Consider the following 22,894-nt stretch of genomic DNA (forward strand, 5'->3'; position numbering starts at 1 on the left):
CCCCTACGAAGGAGTACCGATGACGTACACGCTGCCGGACCTCGATTACGACTACGGCGCACTCGAGCCGCACATCTCCGCGCAGATCATGCAGCTCCATCACGACAAGCACCACGCGGCCTACGTGGCCGGTGCGAACACCGCGCTGGAGAAGCTGGCCGCAGCCCGCGAGAGCGGCGACTTCGCCGCGATCAACAAGCTCGAGAAGGATCTCGCCTTCCACCTCGGCGGCCACATCAACCACTCGGTGTTCTGGAAGAACATGTCGCCGGACGGCGGCGGCCGTCCCGACGGTGAGATCGCCGCCGCGATCGACGAGTTCTTCGGCTCGTTCGAGGGTTTCCAGAAGCAATTCAACGAGGTGGCCAATGGACTGCAGGGCTCCGGCTGGTCGGTGCTGGTCTGGGACACCCTGGGCAAGCGGCTGAACATCAACCAGCTGTTCGACCAGCAGGGCAACCTGCCGGTGGGCCAGCTGCCGGTGCTGCAGCTGGATATGTGGGAGCACGCCTTCTACCTGCAATACCTCAACGTCAAGGGCGACTACGTGAAGGCGTGGTGGAATGTGGTCAACTGGACCGACGTCACCGAGCGCTTCACCAAGGCTCGCCGGGCCAGCACCGGCCTGTTCTGACGAACCGGCCGCGTCCTTGATCGACGCAGCGAACGGCCCCCGGGTAACCACCCCGGGGGCCGTTCGCTCTTCCTCGGCCAGCCCGTCCGCGCTCCCCGAACTACGTAGGGAAGCGCTGGACGGGCGCTGGGCCGTAGCCGTCCGAACCCCTCGGATGTCCCCACTCACCGGATGTCCACCCACCGGACAGCCGCAGGTCGCCGACCCGGCGCTGACTACCGGACCCACCCCGTCAACTCCCAGCGGTCTCTGAGAGATTTGCGCGATTTCTCAGCTTCAGTCACACTCATTCTCAGGTTGTTCTTATGAACGCCTCCCAATCCCCGAGTAGCTGGAGCTTGTACACCCGTGATCTGGTCCCGGAAACTGACCGCCCTCGCCGGCGCCGTCGTCCTCGCCGGTGGCGGCATCGCCGCCACCTCGCTCGACAAGACCGTCACCCTCTCCGTCGATGGCCAGGCCTCGACCAGCACCAGCTACGCCGGCACCGTCGGCGACGTGCTGCGGTCCAACGGCATCGAGGTCGGGCCGCGTGACCTGGTCTTCCCCTCGGTCGACTCCCCGGTCAGCGACGGCAGCAGCGTTCAGGTGCAGTACGCCCGCAAGGTGACGCTGCTGGTCGACGGCAAGCCGACCGAGTTCTACACCACCGCCACCACCCTGGACGGCGCCCTGGCCACCGCGGAGTTGCGCGGGCTGGACGGCGCCGCGTTCTCGCTCTCCCGCTCGGCCGGGATCGGTCGCGAGGGCCTGACCGTGGACGTCCGGACGCCCAAGCAGGTCACCCTGAAGGTCGGCGGCAAGGCTGAGCGGTTCACCACCACCGCGGCGACCGTCGCCGATCTGCTGGCCGAGCGGAATCTCACCGTGGGCAGCACCGACCGGCTCAAGCCGGGCCTCGCCACGGTGGTTTCCGACGATCAGAAGATCGTCCTGGACCGGGTCAAGGTGCAGACCCGGACCGTGACCGAGAAGGTGAAGTTCAGCACCGCGAGGTCGAAGTCCGCGTCGATGTACATCGGCCAGACCAAGGTCACCAAGGCCGGTCGCAACGGCAAGGCGAGCGTCACCTACGAATACACCACGGTGAACGGCGACGACGCCACGAAGAAGGTGCTCAAGCGAGTGGTGGTCGTCGCACCGGTCAGCCAGAAGGTGACCGTCGGCACCAAACGCGCTGCCAGCACCGGCGGCGGTGGAGGCGGCGGTGGTCGGCTGAACCTGGCCCGCGCCGCGATGTGGGACCGGATCGCCAAGTGCGAGTCCGGAGGTCGCTGGAACATCAACACCGGGAACGGCTACTACGGCGGGCTGCAGTTCGCCAACGCCTCCTGGCGGGCGAACGGCGGCGCCGACTTCGCTCCGCGCGCCGACCTGGCCAGCCGCGCCGAACAGATCACCGTTGCCAACCGGTACTACGCCAAGGCCGGCCTGCAGCCCTGGGGCTGCCGTCACGCGGCCTGAGTCGCGTCCAACCAGAAGGAGCTTGTAGATGTCGTTCACCATCAAGGGTGCCGCCGTTGCGGCGTGCGGCACGCTGCTGCTGGCCGGGCTGACCATCGCACCGGCCGCCGCGGCCACACCCGGAGCGGTCACACTGAACCTCCGGTACGGCGGTGTGTCGCGGACGGTCGAGGTGCACGGGGTCGACACCGTCGCCGGCGCTCTCGCCCAGCTCAAGCTGGAGGTGGATGCCGATGACGTGGTGGCTCCCGGCCTCACCACCACCCTCAGCGACGGCCTCGACCTGGTGGTGGACGTGGTCAGCACGAAGACGTCCACCAAGAAGGTGACGCTGAAGTACAGCACCATCAAGACCGCCACCAAGAAGCTCTACAAGGGCGATTCGAAGGTGGTCAAGAAGGGCCGCAACGGCAAAGCGATCCGGACCTACCTGACCACCACGGTCAACGGCGAGTCCAGCACCGTGGTGATCAAGGAGAAGATCACCAAGAAGGTGATCAACAAGAAGGTGCTGGTCGGTAGCAACGACAAGCGTGCGATCAACCTGGCCCGGTTGGCGAAATGGAACAAGATCGCCAAATGCGAGTCCGGTGGCCGTTGGCACATCAACACCGGAAACGGCTACTACGGCGGCCTGCAGTTCAACCTGGCGACCTGGCGCTCGGTGAAGGGGCAGCACTTCGCCAAGTACCCGCACAAGGCGTCCAAGGCTGAGCAGATCACCGTAGCCAACCGGCTCTACGAGAAGCGCGGATTCAAGCCGTGGAGTTGCCGCCGGGTGCTCTGAAAACTTCCGCCGCGGCGACGCCGCTGCGGGCCGGCCTCTCATTCCCCCCGAGAAGACCGGACGCCGGGCAGCCCTCACTCCCCCCGAGGTTCTGTCCCTAGGAATGGGCTCCCCGCGCCGGGAGCCCATTTCCTTTGCCGGACGGACGGTCCCGCATCCGCCCGGCGCCGGAAACCCGTCGGGCGCCTTGGGTTCGGACGCTTCGGCCGGTTCAGCTGCGCGGCGGATAGAGCCCCTCCAGCGCGATGCACCAATTCGTCGCCAGGTACGGGGACATATTGTCGTGTGGCTGATTGCCGCCGCCGCTGGGCGGGATCATTCCGGCATTCATCGGAGTCGATGGCGTCGAGCTGTAGGACGAGCCGCCCGCGGTAACCCCCGGGACTGCGTTCGTCGGGCTCTTGGTGCTCGCATCGGTAGCGCCCATCACCGTATGCGTGTGCGGCGGGATCTGCGCCGCGGTCAGGGTCACCTGCTCCTCGCCGCCGACCTCGCCGAGTTCTCGCGGGCTGAGGCCGGGGCCCTGGCCGAAGCCGATCGGTGCCCGGCCGCGCAGATCGGGCAGCCCGAAGGTGGTCTGGCCATTGCCGCCGTACATCGTGCCGAGAAGGGAGAACAGTGCGGTGTTCTGGGCGATCGGCAGTAGCTGGCCCTGGCAGTAGGCCCACCCACGGGGTGGGTAGTTGAAGCCGAAGCAACGCAGTTCGCCGAGATACGGCTCGGTCATGAAAGCCTCCATGGGGGTGAGAGTGAGCACGGGTCGAGGGTGGCCCGAGCGAGCACATTGTCGTGCCCCGGACGCGCGCCACGCCAGCGGCCTCCCCCGTATTGGTCGTCCCCCAGAGCCGCCCGCGCCATTTCGCGCGTATTGGCCGGCCGGCCCGACGGCTCGCGCCACTCCCGCCGAGAATTGAGCGGAATGCGCCGGTGACGACCCACCCAAAACTCTCAGTTCGCCGCGGCCGAGCGACCAGGCCGTGAAGGCGTCCGGAAAACGGTTGTTTCTCGGCGAACCGACCAGAAACACCGAGCGCCCGCCGGATCGGCGGGCGCTCGGTGCGAGAGCTGGGACCCCCGGTCGCGGGGATTCCGATGGGCCTGGATCAGGCCTTGGGTGCCTCCTCGGCGGACGGCGCCGAAGGAGCCGACTCCGGGGAAGGAGCCGACGGTGCCGACTCCGGGGACGGGGCGGACGCGGCCGGAGCCTCGGCCTCGATGGCCCGCTTCGGAGCCTTCTTCGCACCCTTGTCGGCCTTCTTGGCCGGGGCGGACGCGCCCTTGGCCTTGGCCTTGTTCTTGCGGGACTCCTCGACCGACTCGGTGATGATCTCGATCACCGCCATCGGGGCGTTGTCGCCCTTGCGCGGGCCGATCTTGGTGATCCGGGTGTAGCCGCCGTCGCGATCGGCCAGCTTGGGCGCGATCTCGGTGAACAGGACGTGCACCACGCCCTTGTCGGTGATGGTGGTCAGCACCTGGCGCCGGTTGTGCAGGTCACCGCGCTTGGCCTTGGCGATCAGCCGCTCGGCCAGCGGCTGGACCCGCTTGGCCTTGGCCTCGGTCGTGGTGATCTTGCCGTGCTCGAAGAGCTGGCTGGCCAGGTTGGCCAGGATGATCCGCTGGTGCGCCGGCGAGCCGCCGAACCGGGGGCCCTTGGTTGGCTTGGGCATTTCGGGTTTCTCCTATTCGCGGATCAGTACTCGTCGCCGAAGTCGGCGTCGTCGTTGTAACGGTTCAGCGCGGCGAGCGGGTCGAAGCCGGGCGAGCTGTCCTTCAGCGACAGGCCCATCTCGTGCAGCCGCAGCTTGACCTCTTCGATGGACTTCGAGCCGAAGTTGCGGATGTCGAGCAGGTCCTGCTCGGAACGCGACACCAGCTCGGAGACCGTGTGGATGCCCTCGCGCTTGAGGCAGTTGTAGCTGCGCATGGTCAGCTTGAGCTCCTCGACCGGCAGCGCCAGGTCGGCGGCCAACTGCTCGTCCACCGGGGACGGGCCGATCTCGATGCCCTCGGCGTCCACGTTCAGCTCGCGGGCCAGGCCGAACAGTTCGACCAGGGTCTTGCCTGCGGACGCCACCGCGTCGCGCGGGGTGGTCGACGGCTTGGTCTCGACATCCAGGGTGAGCCGGTTGAAGTCGGTGCGCTGCTCGACGCGGGTGGCCTCCACCTTGTAGGTGACCTTCAGCACCGGGCTGTACAGCGAGTCCACCGGCACCCGGCCGATCTCGGCGTCCAGGTTCTTGTTCTGGGCGGCGGAGACGTAGCCGCGGCCACGCTCGACGACCAGTTCCATCTCGACCTTGCCCGTGTCGTTCAGGGTGGCGATGTGCAGATCGGGGTTGTGGATCTCGACCCCGGCCGGCGGCGCGATGTCGGCGGCGGTGACCGCACCCGGGCCGGCCTTGCGCAGGTACATGACGACCGGCTCGTCCTCTTCGGAGGAGAGCACCAGGCCCTTGAGGTTCAGGATGACCTCGGTGACGTCCTCGACGACACCCTCGATGGTGGTGAACTCGTGCTGGACGCCCTCGATCTTGATGCTGGTCACGGCCGCGCCCGGGATGGACGACAGCAGCGTGCGGCGCAGCGAGTTGCCGAGGGTGTAGCCGACACCCGGCTCCAGCGGCTCCACGACGAAACGGGAGCGGTAGTCGTCGATGACCTCTTCGGTCAGGGTCGGACGCTGTGCGATGAGCATGGAGTTGTGTTTCCTTTCCTGCCGACCGCTATATGACGGCAGTCATGGTCCCGCCCGAGTCGGTCTCGGGCGAGGTTCGGGGACGCCGGCGTACCGGCGTCCCCGAGGGGCCTTACTTGGAGTAGAGCTCGACGATCAGCTGTTCGGCGACGTCGATGGTGATCTGCTCGCGAACCGGCAACTGGTGCACCAGGATGCGGCCGCGGTTCGGGCGGGCGGTCAGCCAGCCCGGCACGGAGCGCTCGTGGTGGGTCTCGCGGGCGATCACGAAGGGCAGCGAGTTGATCGACTTCGGCGCCACGTCGATGACGTCGTAGGCGCTCACCCGGTAGGACGGGATGTTGACCTTCTTGCCGTTGACCAGGAAGTGGCCGTGCACGACGAGCTGGCGGGCCTGCCGGCGGGTGTTGGCCAGTCCGGCGCGGTACACCACGTTGTCGAGGCGCGATTCGAGGATGATCAGCAGGTTGTCACCGGTCTTGCCGGCCAGCCGGTTGGCTTCCTCGTAGTAGCGGCGGAACTGCTTCTCGAGCACGCCGTAGGCGTAGCGGGCCTTCTGCTTCTCCCTGAGCTGCAGCAGGTACTCGCTCTCCTTGGTCCGGCCGCGGCCGTGGACGCCGGGCGGGTAGGCGCGTCGCTCGAACGACTTGTCGTTGCCGACCAGGTCGGTGCCGAGCCGGCGCGACTTCTTGGTGATGGGTCCGGTGTAGCGGGCCATTGTTGGTGTCCTTCTCTCTGCTCGGGCTCAGACGCGACGGCGCTTGGGCGGACGGCAGCCGTTGTGCGGCACCGGGGTGACATCGGCGATCGGGCCGATCTCCAGGCCGACGGCACCGAGCGAACGGATGGCGGTCTCGCGGCCGGAACCCGGACCCTTGACGAAAACGTCCACGCGCTTCATGCCGTGCTCCATGGCGCGGCGTCCGGCGGCCTCGGCGGCCATCTGGGCGGCGAACGGGGTCGACTTGCGCGAGCCCTTGAAGCCGACGGTGCCGGCGGAGGCCCACGAGATCACCGCACCGGTGGGGTCGGTGATGGTGATGATGGTGTTGTTGAACGTCGACTTGATGTGCGCCTGACCGGCGGTGACGTTCTTCTTCTCTTTGCGACGCAGCTTCGTCTTGGAAGCTGCCTGAGCCTTGGTGCGGCCTGCAGTAGCCATGTGTTCTCAGTACTCCTGGTATCTCGTGTGAGACGCCGCGTCAGCGGGTCTTCTTCTTCCCGGCGACGGCCTTCTTCTTGCCCTTGCGGGTGCGGGCGTTCGTCCGGGTGCGCTGACCGCGAACCGGGAGGCCCATGCGGTGGCGACGGCCCTGGTAGGAGCCGATCTCGATCTTGCGCCGGATGTCGGCGGCGACGGTGCGGCGCAGGTCGCCCTCGGTCTCGTAGTTGGCTTCGATGTGATCGCGAAGCGCGACGAGCTGCTCGTCGGTCAGCTGGTGGACACGGATGTCGCCACTGAGGCCAGTGGCGGCCAGGGTTTCGGCGGCTCGGGTACGACCGATGCCGAAGATGTAGGTGAGGGCGATCTCGAGGCGCTTCTCGCGCGGTAGATCGACCCCGATGAGGCGTGCCATGAGGCGTTTCCTTTCAGTTCCGGACGGGGCGTCGGCCCGGCCCGCGGAGGTGTCTGGCGTGATGCGTTCCCTCGCCGCCTCGGCGTGGGCCCCGGCCTCCGACCGGGGGTGGCAGCTGGATTGCTCCGGCTGGTGCGATCACGTTGTTCAGTTTGGCCACCCGGAGGTGGCTGGACGGCGTGCCGTCCGGTGCTGCGGCCTGCGGCGCAGACCAGGTCAGCCCTGGCGCTGCTTGTGCCGCGGGTTGTCGCAGATCACCATCACGCGACCGTGCCGGCGAATGACCTTGCACTTGTCGCAGATCTTCTTGACGCTCGGCTGAACCTTCATCGAGCAACTTTCTGACTCGTCGCTCCGGACAAAGCTGTCCCCGGGCACGAGGGCTCGGGGATCAACGGCCGGAACCGGTGGTGGATGATGTCGTGCGGTCACTTGTGCCGGTAGACGATGCGGCCACGGGTCAGGTCGTAGGGAGACAGCTCGACGACGACGCGGTCGGCCGGGAGAATACGGATGTAGTGCTGCCGCATCTTGCCGCTGATCGTGGCCAGCACCCGATGGCCGTTCGCCAGTTCCACCCGGAACATCGCGTTCGGCAGTGCTTCGACGACCTGGCCCTCGAGTTCGAGGGCGCCTTCCTTCTTCGCCATTGCTCCCAATCTGAATGTGGACGCACCTGAGACACAGGTGACCGAGGGTCAACTCTAGTCCAGGAGGCGATGACCGCCCAAATCGGACGGTCGGCGACCGCCGCGATCCCTAGGGAAGCGCTGGCGAGAAACGTAGGGAGATCGTCCGATGTGGGGTGGGTGGCCCCGGCCCGAGCCTGGTGGTGTCCACAACGACACCACGAGGAGACCTTATGCACAACCTCTACCTGACGGATCTGCTCCACCTGCATCGCCAGGAACTGGCCGAGGAGATCGCCCAGCACCGGGCGGTCCGCGCCGCCCGCAGAATCCGCCGGGCCCGCCGGAACGATCGGGTCGGCGCCGCCACCGTCGATCTCGGCCTGAAAGGACGGCAGTCGTGCTCGCCAGCCTTCCCGTCCTAGCCGGAATCGCCTCGACGGCGATCTTCGCCGGCAGCACCGTGCCGATGCTCGGCAAGGCGCTGCGGACCCGGAACCTCGGCTCGTACAGCCTGGGCAACCTGCTGCTGGCGAACGCCGGGAACCTTGTCCACTCGGTCTACGTCTTCAGCCTCGAGCCCGGTCCGCTCTGGGCACTGCATTCCTTCTACCTGGCCAGCACCGCCTTCATGCTGACCTGGTACCTGCGGTTCGAGTTCCTGCCGCAGCGTCGCCGGGGCGCCGGCCCGGACGCCGCGGCGTCCACGGAAGAGTCAGACCAGGCCCAGCCGGGCGGCGTCGACCACGACGGCGCGGCGGTTGGGCAGGGCGAGCTTGGTCAGGATCGCCGAGACATGATGGTCGGCCGTCTTCGGTGAGATGAACAGCCGGCTGGCGATCTCGGCGTTGGAGAGGCCGCGCGCGACGAGTTGCGCGACCTCCAGCTGCCGGTTCGTCAGCCCGGCCGGGTTCGCCCGGGTGCTCTCCCGCGGGCGCTGCGGGACGACCGCGAGCCCCTCGTGGCGCAGCGCCACTCGAAGCCGGTCGGCGGTCCCCACCGCGCCGATCGAATCCAGCAGCCGGATGCCGGTCACCCGGTCGTCGGGGTCGGCCGAGTCCGTCCAGGTCATCGCCTCCGCGAACGGATCGCCCAGCTGCCGCCACCAGTGCGCCGCGTCGGCGATCCGGCCCTGCGCCACCAGTCGGTAGGGCAGTGCGGCGGTGGCCGACTCGGGCACCGGATGCCCCAGTCGCTGCAACCAGGCAGCCAGCTGGCCGGCACCCCACTCGGCGCCGGGATGCGCGGCCAGCTCCGGTAGCTGGCTGACGGCGTAGCCGGACACCCGGTCGTCGCGGCGTGCGGTCATCCAGGCCGCCTCGGCGAGCCCGGCCAGCACCGAGAGCCGGCGCAGCGGCTCGTCGATCTGCTCGGCCAGCGTCCAGGCCTCGTCGAGCACACCCAGGTCGGCGTCCGCTCCCCTGCGCAGCGGAACCAGGACGCGCACCAGCCGTGGCCACAACGTGGCCAGCGGCATGCCGTCGTTACCGATCACGGATTCGGCGTCCTCCAGAGCCGCCTCCCACCGGCCACGCTGGAACTGCAGCCGGGAACGCACCCCGACCTGCCAGTGCCGGCAGATCGGGATGTCGCGCTCGTTCGCGAACGGAATGGAGACCTCGAGCAGTTGTTCGGCGTCGCGATAGCGGCCGTGCTCGACGTCGATCCAGGCGACCTGGGAATAGACCGTGGACGCCAACTCGTCCCAGCCACGATCGCGGGCCGCCTCCAGGTGGGTCAGCAGGACCGGCCGGGCGGCGTCGTCACCGCTGACCAGGTCGCTGGCGCTGACGACGATCTCGCTGCGCAGTTCGAGCAGCCCGAGCTGGTTCCGCTCGGCCAGCTGGTGCGCCTCGTCCGCGAGACTCCGGGCTCGGGCGAGGTCGCTGCGCAGATAGGCCAGGAAGCCCTGGGTGGCCCGGGCCGATCCGTAGCTGGACGCGATCGAACCGCCGAGGGCGATCCGGGCAGCCGCGTCCGAATGCAGCTCGGCCTTGCCGCGATGCGCGCTGTAGTACTCGAACAACGCGACCGCATCGTGCGCCGCGGCGAGTCCCTGCTGGTCGTTCGCCTCCTCCCACAGCCGGAAGGTCGCCCGAGCGTTCGCGATCGCCTCGGGCAACCGGCTGGTCATGTACTGCTGATGGGCCAGTTCATGCAGCAGGTGCGCCCGCTCGACCGGGTCGGACGTCTGCAGGTGCTGCAGCGCGATCTCGAAGAACGCCGCCGCCTCACTGTGCGACGCCGCCGCGCTGGCCTGCTGGGCGGCGCGTCGCGCGTAGGTCGTGGCGCGGGCGCTGTCGTGGGCACCGACCGCGTGGTGGGTGAGCACGGCCGGATCGACCGGCTGGATGCGCTCGAGGGCGTCCAGCAGCCGCAGATGCAGCGGCGAGCCGCCACCCGGCGGAATCGTGCTCTCGACCGCCTTCCGGGCGATCTCGTGCCGGAACATCAGGCCGTCGTCGGTCCGGGTCAGCAGGGTGGTCTCGTGCAGGCGTTGCAGGGTGGGGAAGTCGATACCGAGGTGCGGCAGTGCCCGGTGGTCGAGCCGGTCGGGAGCCACCGCGATCAGCTGCAGGGCCTGGAAATCCTGATCGGTGACACCCGCCGTGCGAGCCAGGACGGCGTCGCGGACCGAGTGCGGCAGCGGCAGGCCGGGCGCCTTGGCCACCTCGGCCACGAAGAACGGATTGCCCCCGGTGACCGCATAGACCCGGTCGGCGTCCAGGTCGTCGCCGACCATCTCGCGGACGCCGGCGGCCGACAGCGGCCGCAAGGCGAGGTGGGTCATGCCCTCCACGGCGGCGATGTCGCCGAGCAGCGGACGCGCCGAGTGCCGCGGCCCGATCTCGTCGTCGCGATAACTGAGCACCAGCAGCAGTGGCACCGATTCGACCCGCCGGACGAGGAACCGCAGCACGTCCACCGTCGCCGCGTCGACCCAGTGGATGTCTTCCACGATCAGCAGGGTCGGCTCACGGCCGACCGTCTCGAACACGCTTTCGCACAAGGTGGCCAGCGACTGCTCGGCGAGCACTGGCTCGCCGGCGCCACCGACCAGCTTCAGGTCGCGGAACGGGCCGAGCGGACGAGGCGTGTCGAGGGGGTCGCAGTGTGCCCGCAGCAGGCGCAATCCGACGCTGTCGGCAGCGAGCGCGTCCACCAGCGACGACTTGCCCAGCCCGCCGCCGCCGGCGAGGGCCACCCCGCCACCGCTCCCGCGCCGGACCTGCTCCCGCAGCGCCCGCAGGACACTCAGCTCGGCGTCGCGTTCCTGGAGACGCATGCGCTGAGTGTAGGGGCGCGACACGGGGCCCCGGCAAGCTGCCGGGGCCCCGTCACGGAGACGCTCTCAGCCCATCGCGGTGTGCGGACCGAACTCGGCCAGGACCGGCATCACCCGGTCGGCCGGGAAGCCGCCGCGGCGGGCGTGCTCGCGGATGGTCTCGGCGTCCTCGGCCTCGTGGACGCAGAAGATCGCCTCGTCGGTGACGTAGCTGACGCACCAGGTGTAGGGCACGCCGAGCGATTCGACGGCCGCGTTGGAGGTGCGGGCGATCTCGACCAGCTGCTCGTGGGTCAGGTTCTTCGCGTCGGGGATTCGGCGCTCGATGATGAAGCACTGCATGGCATGACTCCTTCGGTTCTTCCGGGGCGTTGTGCTCCGGTGCCTCAAGACTCGCGGCGCCGCGCGTGGGGCACATGGGGACCGGCACCCCATTCATGGCCGGACCGGTCCCCCAGGTTTCGGCGGTCCGGCTCCCTATCGCTCGCTCCGCGTCCGGAGGTACTGCGCATGCTGGTCCGAGCGAGAACCTGGGGGCGGCGACCCGGCCGCGGTCGGTAGGGTCAGCTGGATGACTGGAGGACCTCGATGATTCAGTTCGGCCATCGCGGATGAGTGACCGGGAGGGCCGGCCGTCACCTGCCGCACTGGCCGGCTGGAGCGTTCCTCTGCTGACGTGGCTGGCATCCACCGCGCTCTTGGGGCTGACGGCGGTGCTGTCGGGGCAGAGCTTCTGGAGCCCGCAGGCACGCCAGCAATGGGATTCCCAGTGGTACTTGTCGATCGCCTCCGGCGGCTACGAGTCGTTCCGCTGCATCGAGCGCTACTCCAACTTCCCCGACGTCTGGTGCGGCAACACCGCCTGGTTTCCCGGGTATCCGATGGCCATCCGGGCGGTTTCCTGGCTGGGTCTGCCCGAGGGCGCCGCGGCGGTGGTGGTGAGCAGCGGGTGCCTGCTCGGCGCCTTGGCGATCCTGTGGCACCTGCTCGACTCACGGCTCAGTTGGAGGTCGGGGTGCGCGATGGCGCTGGCCGCCTGCTTCCCGGGCGTCGTCTACTTCCATGTCGTCTTCCCGACCGCGATGTGCCTGCTCGGCCTGCTGATGGTGGTGCTCGGCATCCGTCGCGAGTCCTGGCTGCTGGCCGGCATCGGCGCCTTCGTCGCCTTCTCCACGCATCTGGTCGGGGTGATCGGCGTGATCGCGCTGGCATTGTCGATCGCCGTTGGCTGGCATCGTTTCGGCTGGCCGGGACGGCTCTGGCGGGTCGCCGCCGCGACCGCCCTCGGCCTGCTCGCCTACCCCTGGACGATGTGGCTGATCCATGCCGGCACCGGTAGCTGGACGATCTACTGGGAGCACCAGCAGGAGGCCTACGGCAACGCCGGGCTGCGCAACCCGCTCGCCCAGATCGTCCAGTTCTGGAACATCCCCTTCGCCCTGTGGTATCCACCGGCTCCGGACGCGGCCTGGCTGGTGACCCAGACCACCACCGCCCATCAGGCCCAGCTGGCGGTCAACCTGCTGTTCGCCGCGGTCGTCGTCGGGACCGCCGGCTGGCGGCTGTTCCGGAAGGATCTGGCCGCCTGGGAGGTGGTTGCCGTGCTGATCGCGGCGGGCGCGGTGCTGGTGCCGCTGCTCACCGGCGCCTGGTCGGCCTGGTACCGGCACAACGCCCTGATGCTGGTCGCGCTGCCGGTGCTGCGGCTGCCCCGGCCGGTGTGGCTACTGCTCATCGCCGGCTGCGCGGTCCAGGGCGTGCTGCTGGGCAGCATGTGGTTCGGCGGGTCGCTGATCTGAGGTGTCTCGGTCCGCCGACGGCGTCCTCACTCGGTCACGGACGGCGTCCGATAGCCCGAGTCATCGTTGACGTAGGCGTAGTAGAGGCCGATCAGGAAGCCGCCACCGATGAAGTTGCCGACCAGTGCGATCCCGACGTTTCCGACCGCCAGCAACACGTCGATGCCGTCCCGGAACGCCGCCACCGTGAACAGCACGGTATTCGCCACCGAGTGCTCGAGCCCGCCGAAGGCGAAGACGAAGACCGAGACCACCATCACCAGGCATTTGGTCAGGTCTTCCTTGATCAGCCCGTTGTAGACCAGCAGCATCGCCATGTTGATCATGAAGTTGCACAGGATCGCCCGAACCAGCAGATCGGTCCAGCCGAAAGGCCCGCTGGACACGTATTCCAGCTTGTGCTCCACCGATCCGAGGACCTCGGCCAGCACCCCGCCGGTGACCAGGCTGCTGAACGCTCCGAGCAGCGCGATCAACAGCCCGCCGAGGAAGTTGCCGACGAAGCAGAGACCGAGCAGCCGCATCGCCCGCGCCCAGCCGGTCCGGCGGTAGTAGGCACCGATCGAGACGATCATCATGTTCGAGGTGAGCAGCTCGGACTTCGAGTAGTAGATGAACACCAGGGCCCAGCCGAAGGCCAATGCGCCGACCAGACGGCCGATCGGCCGCAGGCCCGGATCGACCGCCACGAAGCCGGCGATCACGGTGTAGTTGATCAGGTAGAAGACGCCGATGATGATGCCCGCCATCGCGGCCCGCTGGAGGTAGCGGCGAGTCATGCCGCCGCTCATCGCGGTCTTGGTCTCGAGGGCGTCCAGCACGGTGGAAATGAACTTCTTGCCGGGGAAGAGTTGGCCCTGGTCTGCAGTCGGCATACCGAGAACTGTGTCACCGGCGACCCGAGTTCGCAGGCCAATCCGGCAGATGCGGTCACCCTCCGAGTCCCGGGCCGGCCGCTCCTCCCGGGCCAGTAGACTCCCGGGCGACCAGCCGTCCGCATCGAGGCGGGGCCCGAACGCCCGACCAGGAGCACACCGTGATCGTCCTCATCGGATTCATGGGCGCGGGCAAGACCACCATCGGACGGCTGCTGGCCGAACGGCTCGGTCTGCCGTTCGTGGACAGCGACCTGGTGATCGAACATCAGCAGCGCCGCAGCATCTCGTCGCTGTTCGACGAGCTGGGCGAACCCGGCTTCCGCGGCGTGGAGGAACGCACCATCGCCGACCTGTTGGACGGCCAGGCCTGCGTGCTCTCGCTGGGCGGCGGCGCCTGCGGCTCGCCCGCGACCCGCGAACTCCTTCGCCGGCACACGGTCATCTACCTGCACGTCGAACTCGCCGAAGCGCTGGCCAGGGTCGGTGGCGACACCTACCGCCCACTGCTCGGCCGGCCCGGGCTGGGCGACCTCTACACCGCCCGGCTCGACATCTACGCGACCACGGCGTCCGTCACCTCGTTCACCACCGGACGCCGCGTCGAGGACGTCGCCTTCGAGATCCTGGCCCGGCTGACCGCGACCGCCGAACTCGACGGCAGCCCCGGCATCCTGGTCGCCCCGCCCGGCGGCAGCTACCGCGTCCATGTCGGTCACGGTGTCCTGGACGAACTCGGACGGCTGCTGCCCGAGCTTCCCGAGGTGCGGCAGGTCGTGGTGATCTCCGGCCCCGGCGATGACCAGACCGGAGTCCGGGTCGCGAAAGCCGTAGCCGGAGGCGTGTCCGAGGTCCACCACCTGCGCCTGCCCGCCGACAGCAGCCCGGCTCAGGTGAAGAGCCTGGAGCTGCTCGGACGCCTCGCCGGTGAACTGGCCGACCTCGCCATCCACCGCGGCGACCTGCTGATCGGGGTCGGCGGCGAAGCCACCGTCGACCTGGTCGGATTCCTCAGCGCCACCTACCACCGCGGCATGCGGTTCGCCCTGGTGCCCACCACACTCGAAGCCCAGGCCGATTCGGCGATCGGCGGCAAGAACGCGCTCGACCTGCCCCAGGGCCAGAACCTGCTCGGCCTGGTGCACCAGCCGGTGCTGGTGATGTGCGACGCCGACCTGGCCACCGGACGTCCGGACTACCCGTCCGGGCTGGCCGAGATCGCCAAGCACGCACTGCTGGCCGACCCCGACCTGCTGGGCTTCCTGGAGCATCGCGGGTCCGACCTGACCGCCGCCGAGCCGGCGACCCTGCTGCACGCCGTCCGGCGCAGCGTCGAGATCAAGGCCGACATCGTCACCTCCGACGAGCGCGAGCAGGGCGCCCGCGCCCACCTGAACTACGGCCACACCTTCAGCCGGGCCTTCGAAGCGGCCTCCCCCGGCCAGCCCGCCGGCGCACTCAGCCTCGGCATGATGGCCGCAGCGCATCTCTCGCACCGGCTCGGCTGGCTGCCCGCCGAGGGCGTGGATGCGCACCGCACCGTGCTCACCTCGCTGGGCCTGCCGACCAGTGCCGCGTTCTCGATCGAGCAACTCGAATGGTCGCTGGACCGCGACAAGAAGTTCCGCGACGGCTGGCGGTTCATCGTGCTGCGTGAGCTCGGCCAGCCGGTCGAGGCGCATCCGCCGCGCGAATTGGTGGAGTTGGCACTGAGCGATCTGGCGTCCGGCTGAGCCCACACGCTCGGGTTTTGGTAGTTACCCCCCGGATTTTGGTAGTTAACCCCCCCTCGACTTTGAGGAACCTCCGCCATGGCAGCCGGTTCCGCGCCGGCATCGCTCTTAGCACCGGACCGCGTTCCTACACCTACGAAGATCGCCTCCACGTCCCTCCCGTTGACCGGTTGTGGCTACCGGTCGGACCACACCTGGCCGACCCCGGATCCAACTGAGAGCATGTCCCCACACCGCAACCGAAGGAAGCTCGCATGTCCATCCTCGTCATCAACGGCCCCAACCTGAACCTGCTCGGCACCCGCGAGCCCGGAATCTACGGCGCCACCACCCTGGCCGACGTCGAGGCCGCCGCGATCGCCCAGGGCGAGGCCGCCGGTCACCAGGTGGAGTGCTTCCAGAGCAACCACGAAGGCGCCATCGTCGACCGGATCCACGCCGCCCGCACCGACGGCACCCAGTTCGTGATCATCAACCCGGGCGCCTACACCCACACCAGCGTCGCCATCCGGGACGCCTTCTCGGGTGTCGCGATCCCGTTTTGCGAGGTGCACATCTCGAACGTGCACAAGCGCGAGGCGTTCCGGCACCACTCCTACCTCTCCGACGTCGCGGTCGGCGTGATGGCCGGTTTCGGGGTGATGGGCTACACCCTGGCGCTGGAGTTCGTCATCGAACAGTTGAAGAACCAGGACTGAGCGAGTCGTGGAGCAGGTCCGGCTCGCCGTCGCCGGTGCCGGACTGATCGGCAGGCGGCATCTCGAAGAGATCGAACGCAGCGACGGCGCGCAGTTGCACGCGATCGTGGAGCCCGGACCGGACGGCGCGGCGCTGGCCGCACAGTACGGCGTGCCGCTCTACGACTCGCTCGCCGAGCTGTTCGCCGCCGGTAAGCCGGACGGCGTCATCCTGGCCACGCCGAACCGACTGCACGTCGAGGGCGGCCTGGAATGCGTCGCGGCCGGCGTCCCGACCATCGTCGAGAAGCCGATCGGCGACACTGTCGAGAACGCGTCCCGGCTGGTCGAGGCGGCCGAACGAGCCGGCGTCCCGGTATTGACCGGCCACCACCGCAACTACAGCCCGGTGATGGCGAAGGCCCGCGAGATCGTCGCCAGCGGACGCCTCGGGCGGCTGGTCGCGGTGGTCGGCACCGCGATGTTCTACAAGCCGGACGACTACTTCGACGTCGGCGGCGGCTGGCGGCGGAAGCCGGGCGGCGGGCCGATCCTGCTCAACCTGATCCACGAGGTGAGTAACCTGCTGTCGCTGGTCGGCGACATCGTCCGGGTGCAGGCCGTCACCTCGACTGCCACCCGAGGATTCCCGGTCGAGGACACCGCCGCGATGGTGTTCACCTTCGCCAATGGCGCGCTCGGCACGTTCCTGCTCTCCGACACCGCCGCGTCCGCCCGCTCCTGGGAGCAGACGGCGCGCGAGAACCTCAGCTATTCCACCTTCCCGGACGAGGACTGCTACCACGTCGCCGGCACCGACGGCTCGCTGTCGGTGCCGACCATGCGGGTCCGCACCTTCGCCGGCACCCGCTCCTGGTGGGAACCGATGGAGACGACCGTCGAAAGCGTCGACCGAAGCGACCCGCTGGCCAACCAGATCACCCACTTCGCCGCGGTGATCAGGGGTGAGGCCGAGCCGATCTGCAGCGCCCGCGACGGCCTGAAGACCTTGCGGGTGGTCGAAGCCGTGGTCGAGGCGGCACGCACCGGAGCGCCCGTCGACATCGTGGATGTGACCTGACCCTTCGTTGGTCGCGCTGCCGACTCGCACATCGGGGACGGTTCTTTTCGTTCGAGTTTCGCACGCCGGGGACGGTTCTTTTCGTGCGAGTTTCGCACGTCGGGGACAGACCAGCGCGCCCTCGACGCTTCGGTAAGGTACAATCGCCTTACCGGAAGGACTGCGTATGACCACCCTCACCATCACCGCCAAAGGCCAGATCACCTTGCGCAAGGACATTCTGCGAGCGCTCGGCGTCAGCCCTGGGGACAAGGTGGACGTCCACGTGCTGCCCAACGGGCAGGTGACCCTGAGCCGCTCCCGCCGGTCCGGATCGATCGACGATTTCATCGGCGTCCTTCACGATAAGGCGACTCGGCCGGTGTCGATCGACGAGATGAACGAGGCCATCGCCGCGGGCTGGGCGGGCGAGCAGTGAGATTAGCCGCCGACACCAACGTCCTGATCCGCGCCGCCGTCGGCGACGATCCTGAACAGGCACGCCTGGCGGCCACCGTATTGCGTGAGGCCGAACTGATCGCCGTGCCGTTGCCGGTGTTGTGCGAGTTCGTCTGGGTGCTGAGGCGTGCCTACCGGATGTCGACCGACGACGTGGCGCTCGCCCTCGACCGCCTACTGTCGGCGCCGATTGTCACCTATGACGAACAGGCCGCCGAGCATGGTCTTGCAGTTCTGCGACGCGGCGGCGACTTCGCCGACGGCGTGATCGCCTACTCCGGACGTCAACTCGGCGCCACCGAGTTCGTCACCTTCGATCACCAAGCGGCTCGGCTGGCTACCGAGTCAGGTCTGCGGGCGCGTCTGCTGGATTCGCCGTCCGGCTGAGCGAACCGAACAGTCCGGCGACCAACTCCCGGAGCCAGCGGCTGCCCGGTTCGTTGTCGAAGCACGGGTGCCAGTACTGACCGACCTCGAACCGGTCGACCGGCACCGGACACGGCCACAGCGCCAGGCCGTTGCCGTGAGCCAGCGTGGTCCCGCTGTGCCGCGGCAGCGTCGCGAGCAGATCGGTGCTGCCGATGATCGCGCCGAGTCCGAGGAAGCCGGGCAACTCCAGGACAACCCGGCGCTCGATCCCCTGGGCGGTCAGCGCACGCTGCAGTAGCGTCGCGCCGGTGCCGGCGGTGATCGACACATGCCCCTCAGCGACGTAGCGGCGGCGTCCGAGCCGATTTCGGACCCGGGGGTGCCGGGAGTTCGCCAGGCAGACCCAGTCCTGCTCGAACAGGTCCTGCCTCGCGATCGCGCCACCTAGCCAGGGCAGGTAGCCGATCGCCAGATCGGAATCCCCCGAAGCCAGCGTCCGTTCCGTGCCGTCGTCGATCCCAGCCGCCTCCAGCCGGACGCCGGGCGCCAGTGCCCGGACCCGCGCGAGCAGCGGGGGCAGCAGGGTGATGTGGCTGGCGTCGGTCATGCAGATCCGGAACCGGCGGGTGGCGGTCGCCGGGTCGAAGGCCGGCTCGGCCGCGGTCAACCGTCCCAGCGAGGCGAGGATCTCGCGGCACGGCCCGATCAGGGCGTCCGCGCGTGGGGTCGGCGTCATCCCAGCGGGCGTCCGGACGAACAACGGATCACCCACCTGGTGCCGCAGCCGTCCGAGCCAGATGCTGATCGTCGGTTGACTTTGGCCGAGCCGTCCGGCGGCCTTGGTGACACTGCGCACCTGGTAGAGGACATCGAACAGTTGCAGCAGCTTGGTCTCCGGCAAATCACCCACCTGATCATTGTGATTCACAATGATGAGATTGCCTCCATTGCTCCTTGCAACACGGGCCCCCTACCGTGCGGGCACCATGACCACAGCGATTCTCGGCGCCGGCACACTCGGCTGCACCATCGGTGCCGCGCTCACTGAGGCGGGCCACGACACCTGGCTGATCGGACGCCCCGGACCCCACGTGGACGCGCTGCGCACCGACGGACTCCGAGTCGAGGACGACGCCGGCAGTCGTGTGATCGCCGTCCACGCCACCGCGAACGCCGCCGAGGTAGGCGGGGCCGAGTTGGTGATCGTGCTGGTCAAGTCATTCCAGACCCGGGACGCGATGTATGCCGCGCGGAGCCTGGTCGGCCCCGAGACCGCGGTGCTCTCGCTGCAGAACGGCCTGGGGCACGAGGACCTGCTGAGCGCTGTCATCGGACGCGAACACGTCCTGCTGGGCAGCACCCTGGTCGGCGGGGTGCTGCTCGGACCTGGGCACATCCGCACCGGGACGGCGACCCGGCAGACCTGGATCGGCGAGGCGGAGGGGCCTGGCGCACCGCGGACCCACGCCGTGGCCGCGCTGCTGAACAGTGCCGGGCTGCCCACCTCTGTCAGTGACGACATGATCGCCACCCGCTGGGAGAAGCTGCTGATCAACGTCGCCACCGGCGCGATCGCGGCGCTCACCGGTCTGAGCTACGGCCAGCTCGGCACTCAACCATTGCTGCTGGCCACCGGCTCGGACGCCGTCGCGGAGGCGATGGCGGTCGCCGCTGCGGCCGGCGTCCGATTGTCGACGAACGATCCGGCGCTGGTCTGGCAACGAGCGACCGCGGGGCTACCGGGCGGCTTCCGGACCTCGATGCTGCAGAGCCTGGAGCGCGGCCGGCCCACCGAGATCGACGTGATCAACGGCGCCGTAGTGCGGCTCGGCGAACGACACGGGGTGCCCACACCGGTGAACAGCACCCTGGTCGCTCTGGTCGGGGGCATTGAGCGGGCGCACGACGACCGGCGACAACGAGAGGAGTGCGGATGACCACCGCCTATCTGGAACATGCCGCGATCACGGTGTGCGACATCGGCTGGCACATTCGGTTCTTCGCCGAGGTCTTCGGCATGGGCTGCCGCGAGGTGGACGGCGACCCGGCAGCACCACGCCAGTACTGGACGGTCGGCGGCATCCAGCTCATCCACGACCCCGACCATCACGCACCCGAGGGACGGCTGGCTCATCTAGGCCTGATGTGCGAAGACCTGGACGCCGCACTCACCGCGGCCCGCCGGTTCGACGTGATCGAACTACCCAAGGGACGCAACTGGCTGCAGCTCCCCGACGGGCTGCGACTGGAGTTGATGCAGGCCGCGCCGGCGGCGTCCGTAGCTCAGGCGTTGGCCATCAATTCGCGAGCAGAGGCCTGACCATGACGATCGTCGAACGCTATTGGGACGATGCCCGCGAGGGCGATGAGGGCCGCAGCCCGACCTACACGGTGACCAAGGAGCGCATCCTGGCCTACGCCGACCTGACCGGTGACCACACCCCGGTGCACGTCGACGAGGAGTATGCGGCGGCGAGCCATTTCGGCGGCATCGTCGCCCACGGCCTGTTCGGCCTGGCCATCGCCGACGGCTTGAAAACTCGGTCCGACTACCGGTTTCTGCCCGGCATGTCGCTGGGCTGGACGTGGGACTTCCGGCTGCCGATCAGGGTGGACGATGTGCTGCACGTGGTCTTTCGGGTGGGCAGCATGCGGGCCAGCCGAAGCCGTCCGGACTGGGGCATCGTGGTGCTGCCGACCGAGCTGATCAACAAGCACGGCGAGGTGGTGCAGCGCGGCGAGCATCGGTTGATGGTGCCGCGCCGTCCCGGCTCGGAGGTGAGCTGATGCACGACCGCCCGCTGGACGGCGTCCGGGTCATCGACTACAGCCACTTCCTGGCCGGTCCCTACGTCGGACGCTGCCTGGCCGCGCTCGGCGCCGACGTGATCAAGGTGGAACGGCCCGGCACCGGCGACGCCGGACGGCAGCACGCCACCGTCCTCGATGACCGGCAGAGCGGCTATTTCCTGCAGCTCAACATGGGCAAACGCGGCTTGAGCGTGAACGTGAAGGATCCGCGCGGCCGCGACCTGATGCTCAGGTTGTGCGATTCCGCCGACGTCTTCGTGGAGAACTACCGGCCCGGCGCCCTCGACCGCGCCGGCCTCGGCTATGCCGAGTTGTCGGCCCGCAATCCGGGCCTGGTCTACTGCTCGATCTCGGCCTACGGCCACACCGGCCCGGACGCCCACCGCCCCGGCTTCGGGCTGATCGCCGAAGCCAAGAGCGGCATCATGGCGATGGTCGGGACGCCCGGCGAACCTCCCCCGCTGCTGCGGATCTCGCTCGGCGACATGTACACCGGCAGCCATGCGGTGGCCGCGATCACCGCCGCGCTGCTCGGCCGGGTGCGCAGCGGACGCGGTCAACACATCGACCTGGCGCTGTACGACACCCTGTTCTCGATGCACGAGTACGCGGTGCAGAACTGGACGATCGGCGGCGTGCTGCCCGAGCAGACCGGTCATGACATGCCGGCTTCCACCCTGTACGGCGTCTTCCGGGCCGCAGACGGCGACCTGGTCATCGCCGCCCAGCAAGACGACAGTTGGCGCCGCTTCGCTGACCTGCTGGGAGCCACCGGCGGACCGGCCGGCTTCGGCACCGACACCCGGTTCCACAGCTTGCCGGGCCGCAATGACCACCGTGAAGAGATCCTCTCCGGGGTGCGCCACTGGGTCGCCGCCCGCGGCGTCGCCGAGGTGCTCGCCCAACTGGACGCCGCCGACGTCCCCTGCGCCAAGGTGCAGCGGATCGACGAAGTGCTGGACGATCCGCAGATCCAGGCCCGCGGCATGGTGATCGAACAGGAACATCCCCGCTACGGCACGCTGCGACTGCCCAACCTGCCGTTCCGATTCTCCGACTGCGACACCACCATCACCGAGGTGGCGCCCGATCTGGGTCAGCACAACGCCGAGATCGCCGCCGAGCTGGGGTTCGGCCCGTCCGAGATCGAGTCGCTGCAAGCCGACGGCGTCCTGTTCGCCGCATGACCGATCGCTACGCGCTGTTCGGGCATCCCGTCGGCCACAGCAAATCGCCACTCATCCACGGCTGGTTCGCCGAATCCACCGGAGCAGACCTGGACTACCGCGCGATCGACGTGTCGCCCGTGCCGTCCACCGGGTTTCCCGATGCCGTTTCGGCGTTCATCGAGACCGGCGGCAGGGGCGCCAACGTGACTGCCCCGTTCAAGCAACGGGCACTTGCATTGGCCGGCCGGGCGAGCCGGACGGCACGACTGGCCGGCGCCGCCAACGCACTGCGCTTCGAGCACGGCACGGTCCACGCCGAGAACTTCGACGGCGCCGGGCTGCGGCGCGACCTCGAGATCAACCTGGACGTCCCGATGGCCGGGTTGCGGGTGCTGCTGATGGCTGCCGGCGGCGCTGTCCGGGGAGCTCTGCTGCCGTCCTGGACGCTTCTCCCGCCGAACTCGTGCTGGTGAACCGCACCGTCGCAAAGGCCGAGGCCCTGGTCGCCGAGGTCGGCCACCCGTCCGTCCTGCACGCCTGCGGTTACCCGGACCTGGCGGCAGCGGGCCACTTCGACCTCGTGGTCAATGCCACCTCGGCCAGCCTGGCCGGCGAACTGCCGCCCGTTCCCACGTCGGTCTTCCGCGCCCCCGGGACGGCCTATGACCTGGTCTACGGCAAGGACCTCACCCCGTTCCTGACCCTGGCGCAGCGGGCCGGTGTCGGACGGCTCGCGGACGGCGTCGGCATGCTCGTCGAGCAGGCAGCCGACTCGTTCGCCTGGTGGCGTGGCGTCCGCCCACCCACCCGACCCGTCATCGAACGCCTGTCCGGAACTGGGTAGCCCCGGTGGCGGGACGCGCGCCA

29 protein-coding genes are annotated in these 22,894 nt (G+C 68.8%); 17 read left to right on the forward strand and 12 right to left on the reverse strand.

Annotated elements, in window-relative coordinates:
• The first annotated feature begins 19 nt into the window (after positions 1–19).
• The 3 genes from QM711_RS12365 (at position 20) to QM711_RS12375 (ending at position 2,885) form a co-directional block, all read left to right on the forward strand.
• On the forward strand, positions 20–634 hold the full coding sequence (locus tag QM711_RS12365; RefSeq protein ID WP_415099744.1) for a superoxide dismutase: 615 nt from the start codon (positions 20–22) through the stop codon (positions 632–634).
• A gap of 348 nt (positions 635–982) precedes the next feature.
• Positions 983–2,098 (forward strand): ubiquitin-like domain-containing protein, encoded by a 1,116-nt coding sequence (locus tag QM711_RS12370; protein ID WP_415099746.1) that lies wholly within the window; start codon positions 983–985, stop codon positions 2,096–2,098.
• 28 nt (positions 2,099–2,126) lie between these two features.
• A complete protein-coding gene (locus QM711_RS12375; RefSeq protein ID WP_415099748.1) occupies positions 2,127–2,885 on the forward strand; it encodes a transglycosylase family protein in 759 nt (252 codons plus the stop codon).
• 211 nt (positions 2,886–3,096) lie between these two features.
• Here the strand turns inward: QM711_RS12375 and QM711_RS12380 are convergent, their stop codons facing one another.
• From QM711_RS12380 to infA, 8 genes are all read right to left on the reverse strand, one after another.
• Positions 3,097–3,612, reverse strand: coding sequence for a phage tail protein (locus QM711_RS12380; protein WP_415099750.1), 516 nt, complete (start codon positions 3,610–3,612; stop codon positions 3,097–3,099).
• 376 nt (positions 3,613–3,988) lie between these two features.
• On the reverse strand, positions 3,989–4,555 hold the full coding sequence (gene rplQ / locus QM711_RS12385; RefSeq protein ID WP_415099752.1) for a 50S ribosomal protein L17: 567 nt from the start codon (positions 4,553–4,555) through the stop codon (positions 3,989–3,991).
• A gap of 23 nt (positions 4,556–4,578) precedes the next feature.
• Positions 4,579–5,583: a DNA-directed RNA polymerase subunit alpha gene (locus tag QM711_RS12390; protein WP_415099754.1), complete on the reverse strand. Its 1,005-nt coding sequence runs from the start codon at positions 5,581–5,583 to the stop codon at positions 4,579–4,581.
• A gap of 112 nt (positions 5,584–5,695) precedes the next feature.
• Complete coding sequence (gene rpsD, locus QM711_RS12395) at positions 5,696–6,301, reverse strand: 30S ribosomal protein S4 (protein ID WP_415099756.1); 606 nt, start codon at positions 6,299–6,301, stop codon at positions 5,696–5,698.
• A gap of 27 nt (positions 6,302–6,328) precedes the next feature.
• On the reverse strand, positions 6,329–6,745 hold the full coding sequence (gene rpsK / locus QM711_RS12400; RefSeq protein WP_105186150.1) for a 30S ribosomal protein S11: 417 nt from the start codon (positions 6,743–6,745) through the stop codon (positions 6,329–6,331).
• 40 nt (positions 6,746–6,785) lie between these two features.
• A complete protein-coding gene (rpsM, locus tag QM711_RS12405; RefSeq protein WP_298131259.1) occupies positions 6,786–7,160 on the reverse strand; it encodes a 30S ribosomal protein S13 in 375 nt (124 codons plus the stop codon).
• Between the two features lie 216 nt (positions 7,161–7,376).
• Positions 7,377–7,490, reverse strand: a complete 114-nt coding sequence (gene rpmJ / locus QM711_RS12410) for a 50S ribosomal protein L36 (RefSeq protein ID WP_002514836.1) — start codon at positions 7,488–7,490, stop codon at positions 7,377–7,379.
• A gap of 98 nt (positions 7,491–7,588) precedes the next feature.
• Positions 7,589–7,810 (reverse strand): translation initiation factor IF-1, encoded by a 222-nt coding sequence (infA, locus tag QM711_RS12415; RefSeq protein WP_298131262.1) that lies wholly within the window; start codon positions 7,808–7,810, stop codon positions 7,589–7,591.
• Between the two features lie 212 nt (positions 7,811–8,022).
• Here infA and QM711_RS12420 point away from each other — a divergent pair, with 212 nt between their 5' ends.
• Both QM711_RS12420 and QM711_RS12425 read left to right on the forward strand, forming a co-directional pair.
• The gene (locus QM711_RS12420) at positions 8,023–8,214 is read left to right on the forward strand and encodes a hypothetical protein (protein WP_415099758.1); all 192 of its coding nucleotides are present in this window, start codon (positions 8,023–8,025) and stop codon (positions 8,212–8,214) included.
• Positions 8,190–8,609 carry a hypothetical protein gene (locus QM711_RS12425; protein WP_415099760.1) on the forward strand — a complete coding sequence of 140 codons (420 nt, stop codon included), beginning with the start codon at positions 8,190–8,192 and terminating at the stop codon, positions 8,607–8,609. The genes QM711_RS12420 and QM711_RS12425 overlap by 25 nt, the downstream gene beginning before the upstream one ends.
• Here the strand turns inward: QM711_RS12425 and QM711_RS12430 are convergent.
• Both QM711_RS12430 and QM711_RS12435 read right to left on the reverse strand, forming a co-directional pair.
• A complete protein-coding gene (locus QM711_RS12430) occupies positions 8,505–11,075 on the reverse strand; it encodes an AAA family ATPase (RefSeq protein WP_415099762.1) in 2,571 nt (856 codons plus the stop codon). The genes QM711_RS12425 and QM711_RS12430 overlap by 105 nt on opposite strands.
• A gap of 66 nt (positions 11,076–11,141) precedes the next feature.
• The gene (locus tag QM711_RS12435; RefSeq protein WP_415099764.1) at positions 11,142–11,417 is read right to left on the reverse strand and encodes a DUF4242 domain-containing protein; all 276 of its coding nucleotides are present in this window, start codon (positions 11,415–11,417) and stop codon (positions 11,142–11,144) included.
• Between the two features lie 269 nt (positions 11,418–11,686).
• Here QM711_RS12435 and QM711_RS12440 point away from each other — a divergent pair, with 269 nt between their 5' ends.
• Positions 11,687–12,874, forward strand: a complete 1,188-nt coding sequence (locus tag QM711_RS12440; protein WP_415099765.1) for a hypothetical protein — start codon at positions 11,687–11,689, stop codon at positions 12,872–12,874.
• 26 nt (positions 12,875–12,900) lie between these two features.
• On the opposite strand, the gene QM711_RS12445 is transcribed toward QM711_RS12440, so the two are convergent.
• Entirely contained in the window at positions 12,901–13,749 is an 849-nt protein-coding gene (locus QM711_RS12445; protein WP_415099767.1) for a formate/nitrite transporter family protein, read from the reverse strand.
• 161 nt (positions 13,750–13,910) lie between these two features.
• Here QM711_RS12445 and QM711_RS12450 point away from each other — a divergent pair, with 161 nt between their 5' ends.
• From QM711_RS12450 to QM711_RS12470, 5 genes are all read left to right on the forward strand, one after another.
• Positions 13,911–15,482 carry a shikimate kinase gene (locus QM711_RS12450; RefSeq protein ID WP_415099769.1) on the forward strand — a complete coding sequence of 524 codons (1,572 nt, stop codon included), beginning with the start codon at positions 13,911–13,913 and terminating at the stop codon, positions 15,480–15,482.
• 254 nt (positions 15,483–15,736) lie between these two features.
• Positions 15,737–16,180, forward strand: coding sequence for a type II 3-dehydroquinate dehydratase (aroQ, locus tag QM711_RS12455; protein ID WP_415099771.1), 444 nt, complete (start codon positions 15,737–15,739; stop codon positions 16,178–16,180).
• Positions 16,181–16,187: 7 nt separating this feature from the next.
• Positions 16,188–17,240, forward strand: a complete 1,053-nt coding sequence (locus QM711_RS12460) for a Gfo/Idh/MocA family protein (RefSeq protein WP_415099773.1) — start codon at positions 16,188–16,190, stop codon at positions 17,238–17,240.
• A gap of 166 nt (positions 17,241–17,406) precedes the next feature.
• Positions 17,407–17,658: an AbrB/MazE/SpoVT family DNA-binding domain-containing protein gene (locus tag QM711_RS12465; protein ID WP_415099775.1), complete on the forward strand. Its 252-nt coding sequence runs from the start codon at positions 17,407–17,409 to the stop codon at positions 17,656–17,658.
• The gene (locus QM711_RS12470) at positions 17,655–18,065 is read left to right on the forward strand and encodes a type II toxin-antitoxin system VapC family toxin (protein ID WP_415099777.1); all 411 of its coding nucleotides are present in this window, start codon (positions 17,655–17,657) and stop codon (positions 18,063–18,065) included. Before QM711_RS12465 ends, QM711_RS12470 begins: the two co-directional genes overlap by 4 nt.
• On the opposite strand, the gene QM711_RS12475 is transcribed toward QM711_RS12470, so the two are convergent.
• Entirely contained in the window at positions 18,016–18,957 is a 942-nt protein-coding gene (locus QM711_RS12475; protein ID WP_415099779.1) for a LysR family transcriptional regulator, read from the reverse strand. The two genes, QM711_RS12470 and QM711_RS12475, sit on opposite strands and share 50 nt — an antisense overlap.
• Before the next feature lie 76 nt (positions 18,958–19,033).
• On the opposite strand from QM711_RS12475, the gene QM711_RS12480 reads away from it, so the two are divergent.
• The 6 genes from QM711_RS12480 to QM711_RS12505 are packed head-to-tail and all read left to right on the forward strand — an operon-like array spanning position 19,034 to position 22,871.
• Entirely contained in the window at positions 19,034–19,984 is a 951-nt protein-coding gene (locus QM711_RS12480; RefSeq protein ID WP_415099781.1) for a ketopantoate reductase family protein, read from the forward strand.
• Positions 19,981–20,367 carry a VOC family protein gene (locus QM711_RS12485; RefSeq protein ID WP_415099783.1) on the forward strand — a complete coding sequence of 129 codons (387 nt, stop codon included), beginning with the start codon at positions 19,981–19,983 and terminating at the stop codon, positions 20,365–20,367. Before QM711_RS12480 ends, QM711_RS12485 begins: the two co-directional genes overlap by 4 nt.
• A 2-nt stretch (positions 20,368–20,369) precedes the next feature.
• Complete coding sequence (locus QM711_RS12490; RefSeq protein ID WP_415099785.1) at positions 20,370–20,834, forward strand: MaoC family dehydratase; 465 nt, start codon at positions 20,370–20,372, stop codon at positions 20,832–20,834.
• Positions 20,834–22,045, forward strand: a complete 1,212-nt coding sequence (locus tag QM711_RS12495) for a CaiB/BaiF CoA transferase family protein (RefSeq protein WP_415099787.1) — start codon at positions 20,834–20,836, stop codon at positions 22,043–22,045. The genes QM711_RS12490 and QM711_RS12495 overlap by 1 nt, the downstream gene beginning before the upstream one ends.
• On the forward strand, positions 22,042–22,500 hold the full coding sequence (locus QM711_RS12500; protein WP_415099789.1) for a hypothetical protein: 459 nt from the start codon (positions 22,042–22,044) through the stop codon (positions 22,498–22,500). Before QM711_RS12495 ends, QM711_RS12500 begins: the two co-directional genes overlap by 4 nt.
• Entirely contained in the window at positions 22,497–22,871 is a 375-nt protein-coding gene (locus tag QM711_RS12505; RefSeq protein WP_415099791.1) for a hypothetical protein, read from the forward strand. Before QM711_RS12500 ends, QM711_RS12505 begins: the two co-directional genes overlap by 4 nt.
• The last annotated feature ends 23 nt before the right edge of the window (positions 22,872–22,894 follow it).

The sequence above is a fragment of the Micropruina sp. genome, assembly GCF_047602385.1.
In the GTDB taxonomy this organism is placed as follows: domain Bacteria; phylum Actinomycetota; class Actinomycetes; order Propionibacteriales; family Propionibacteriaceae; genus Micropruina.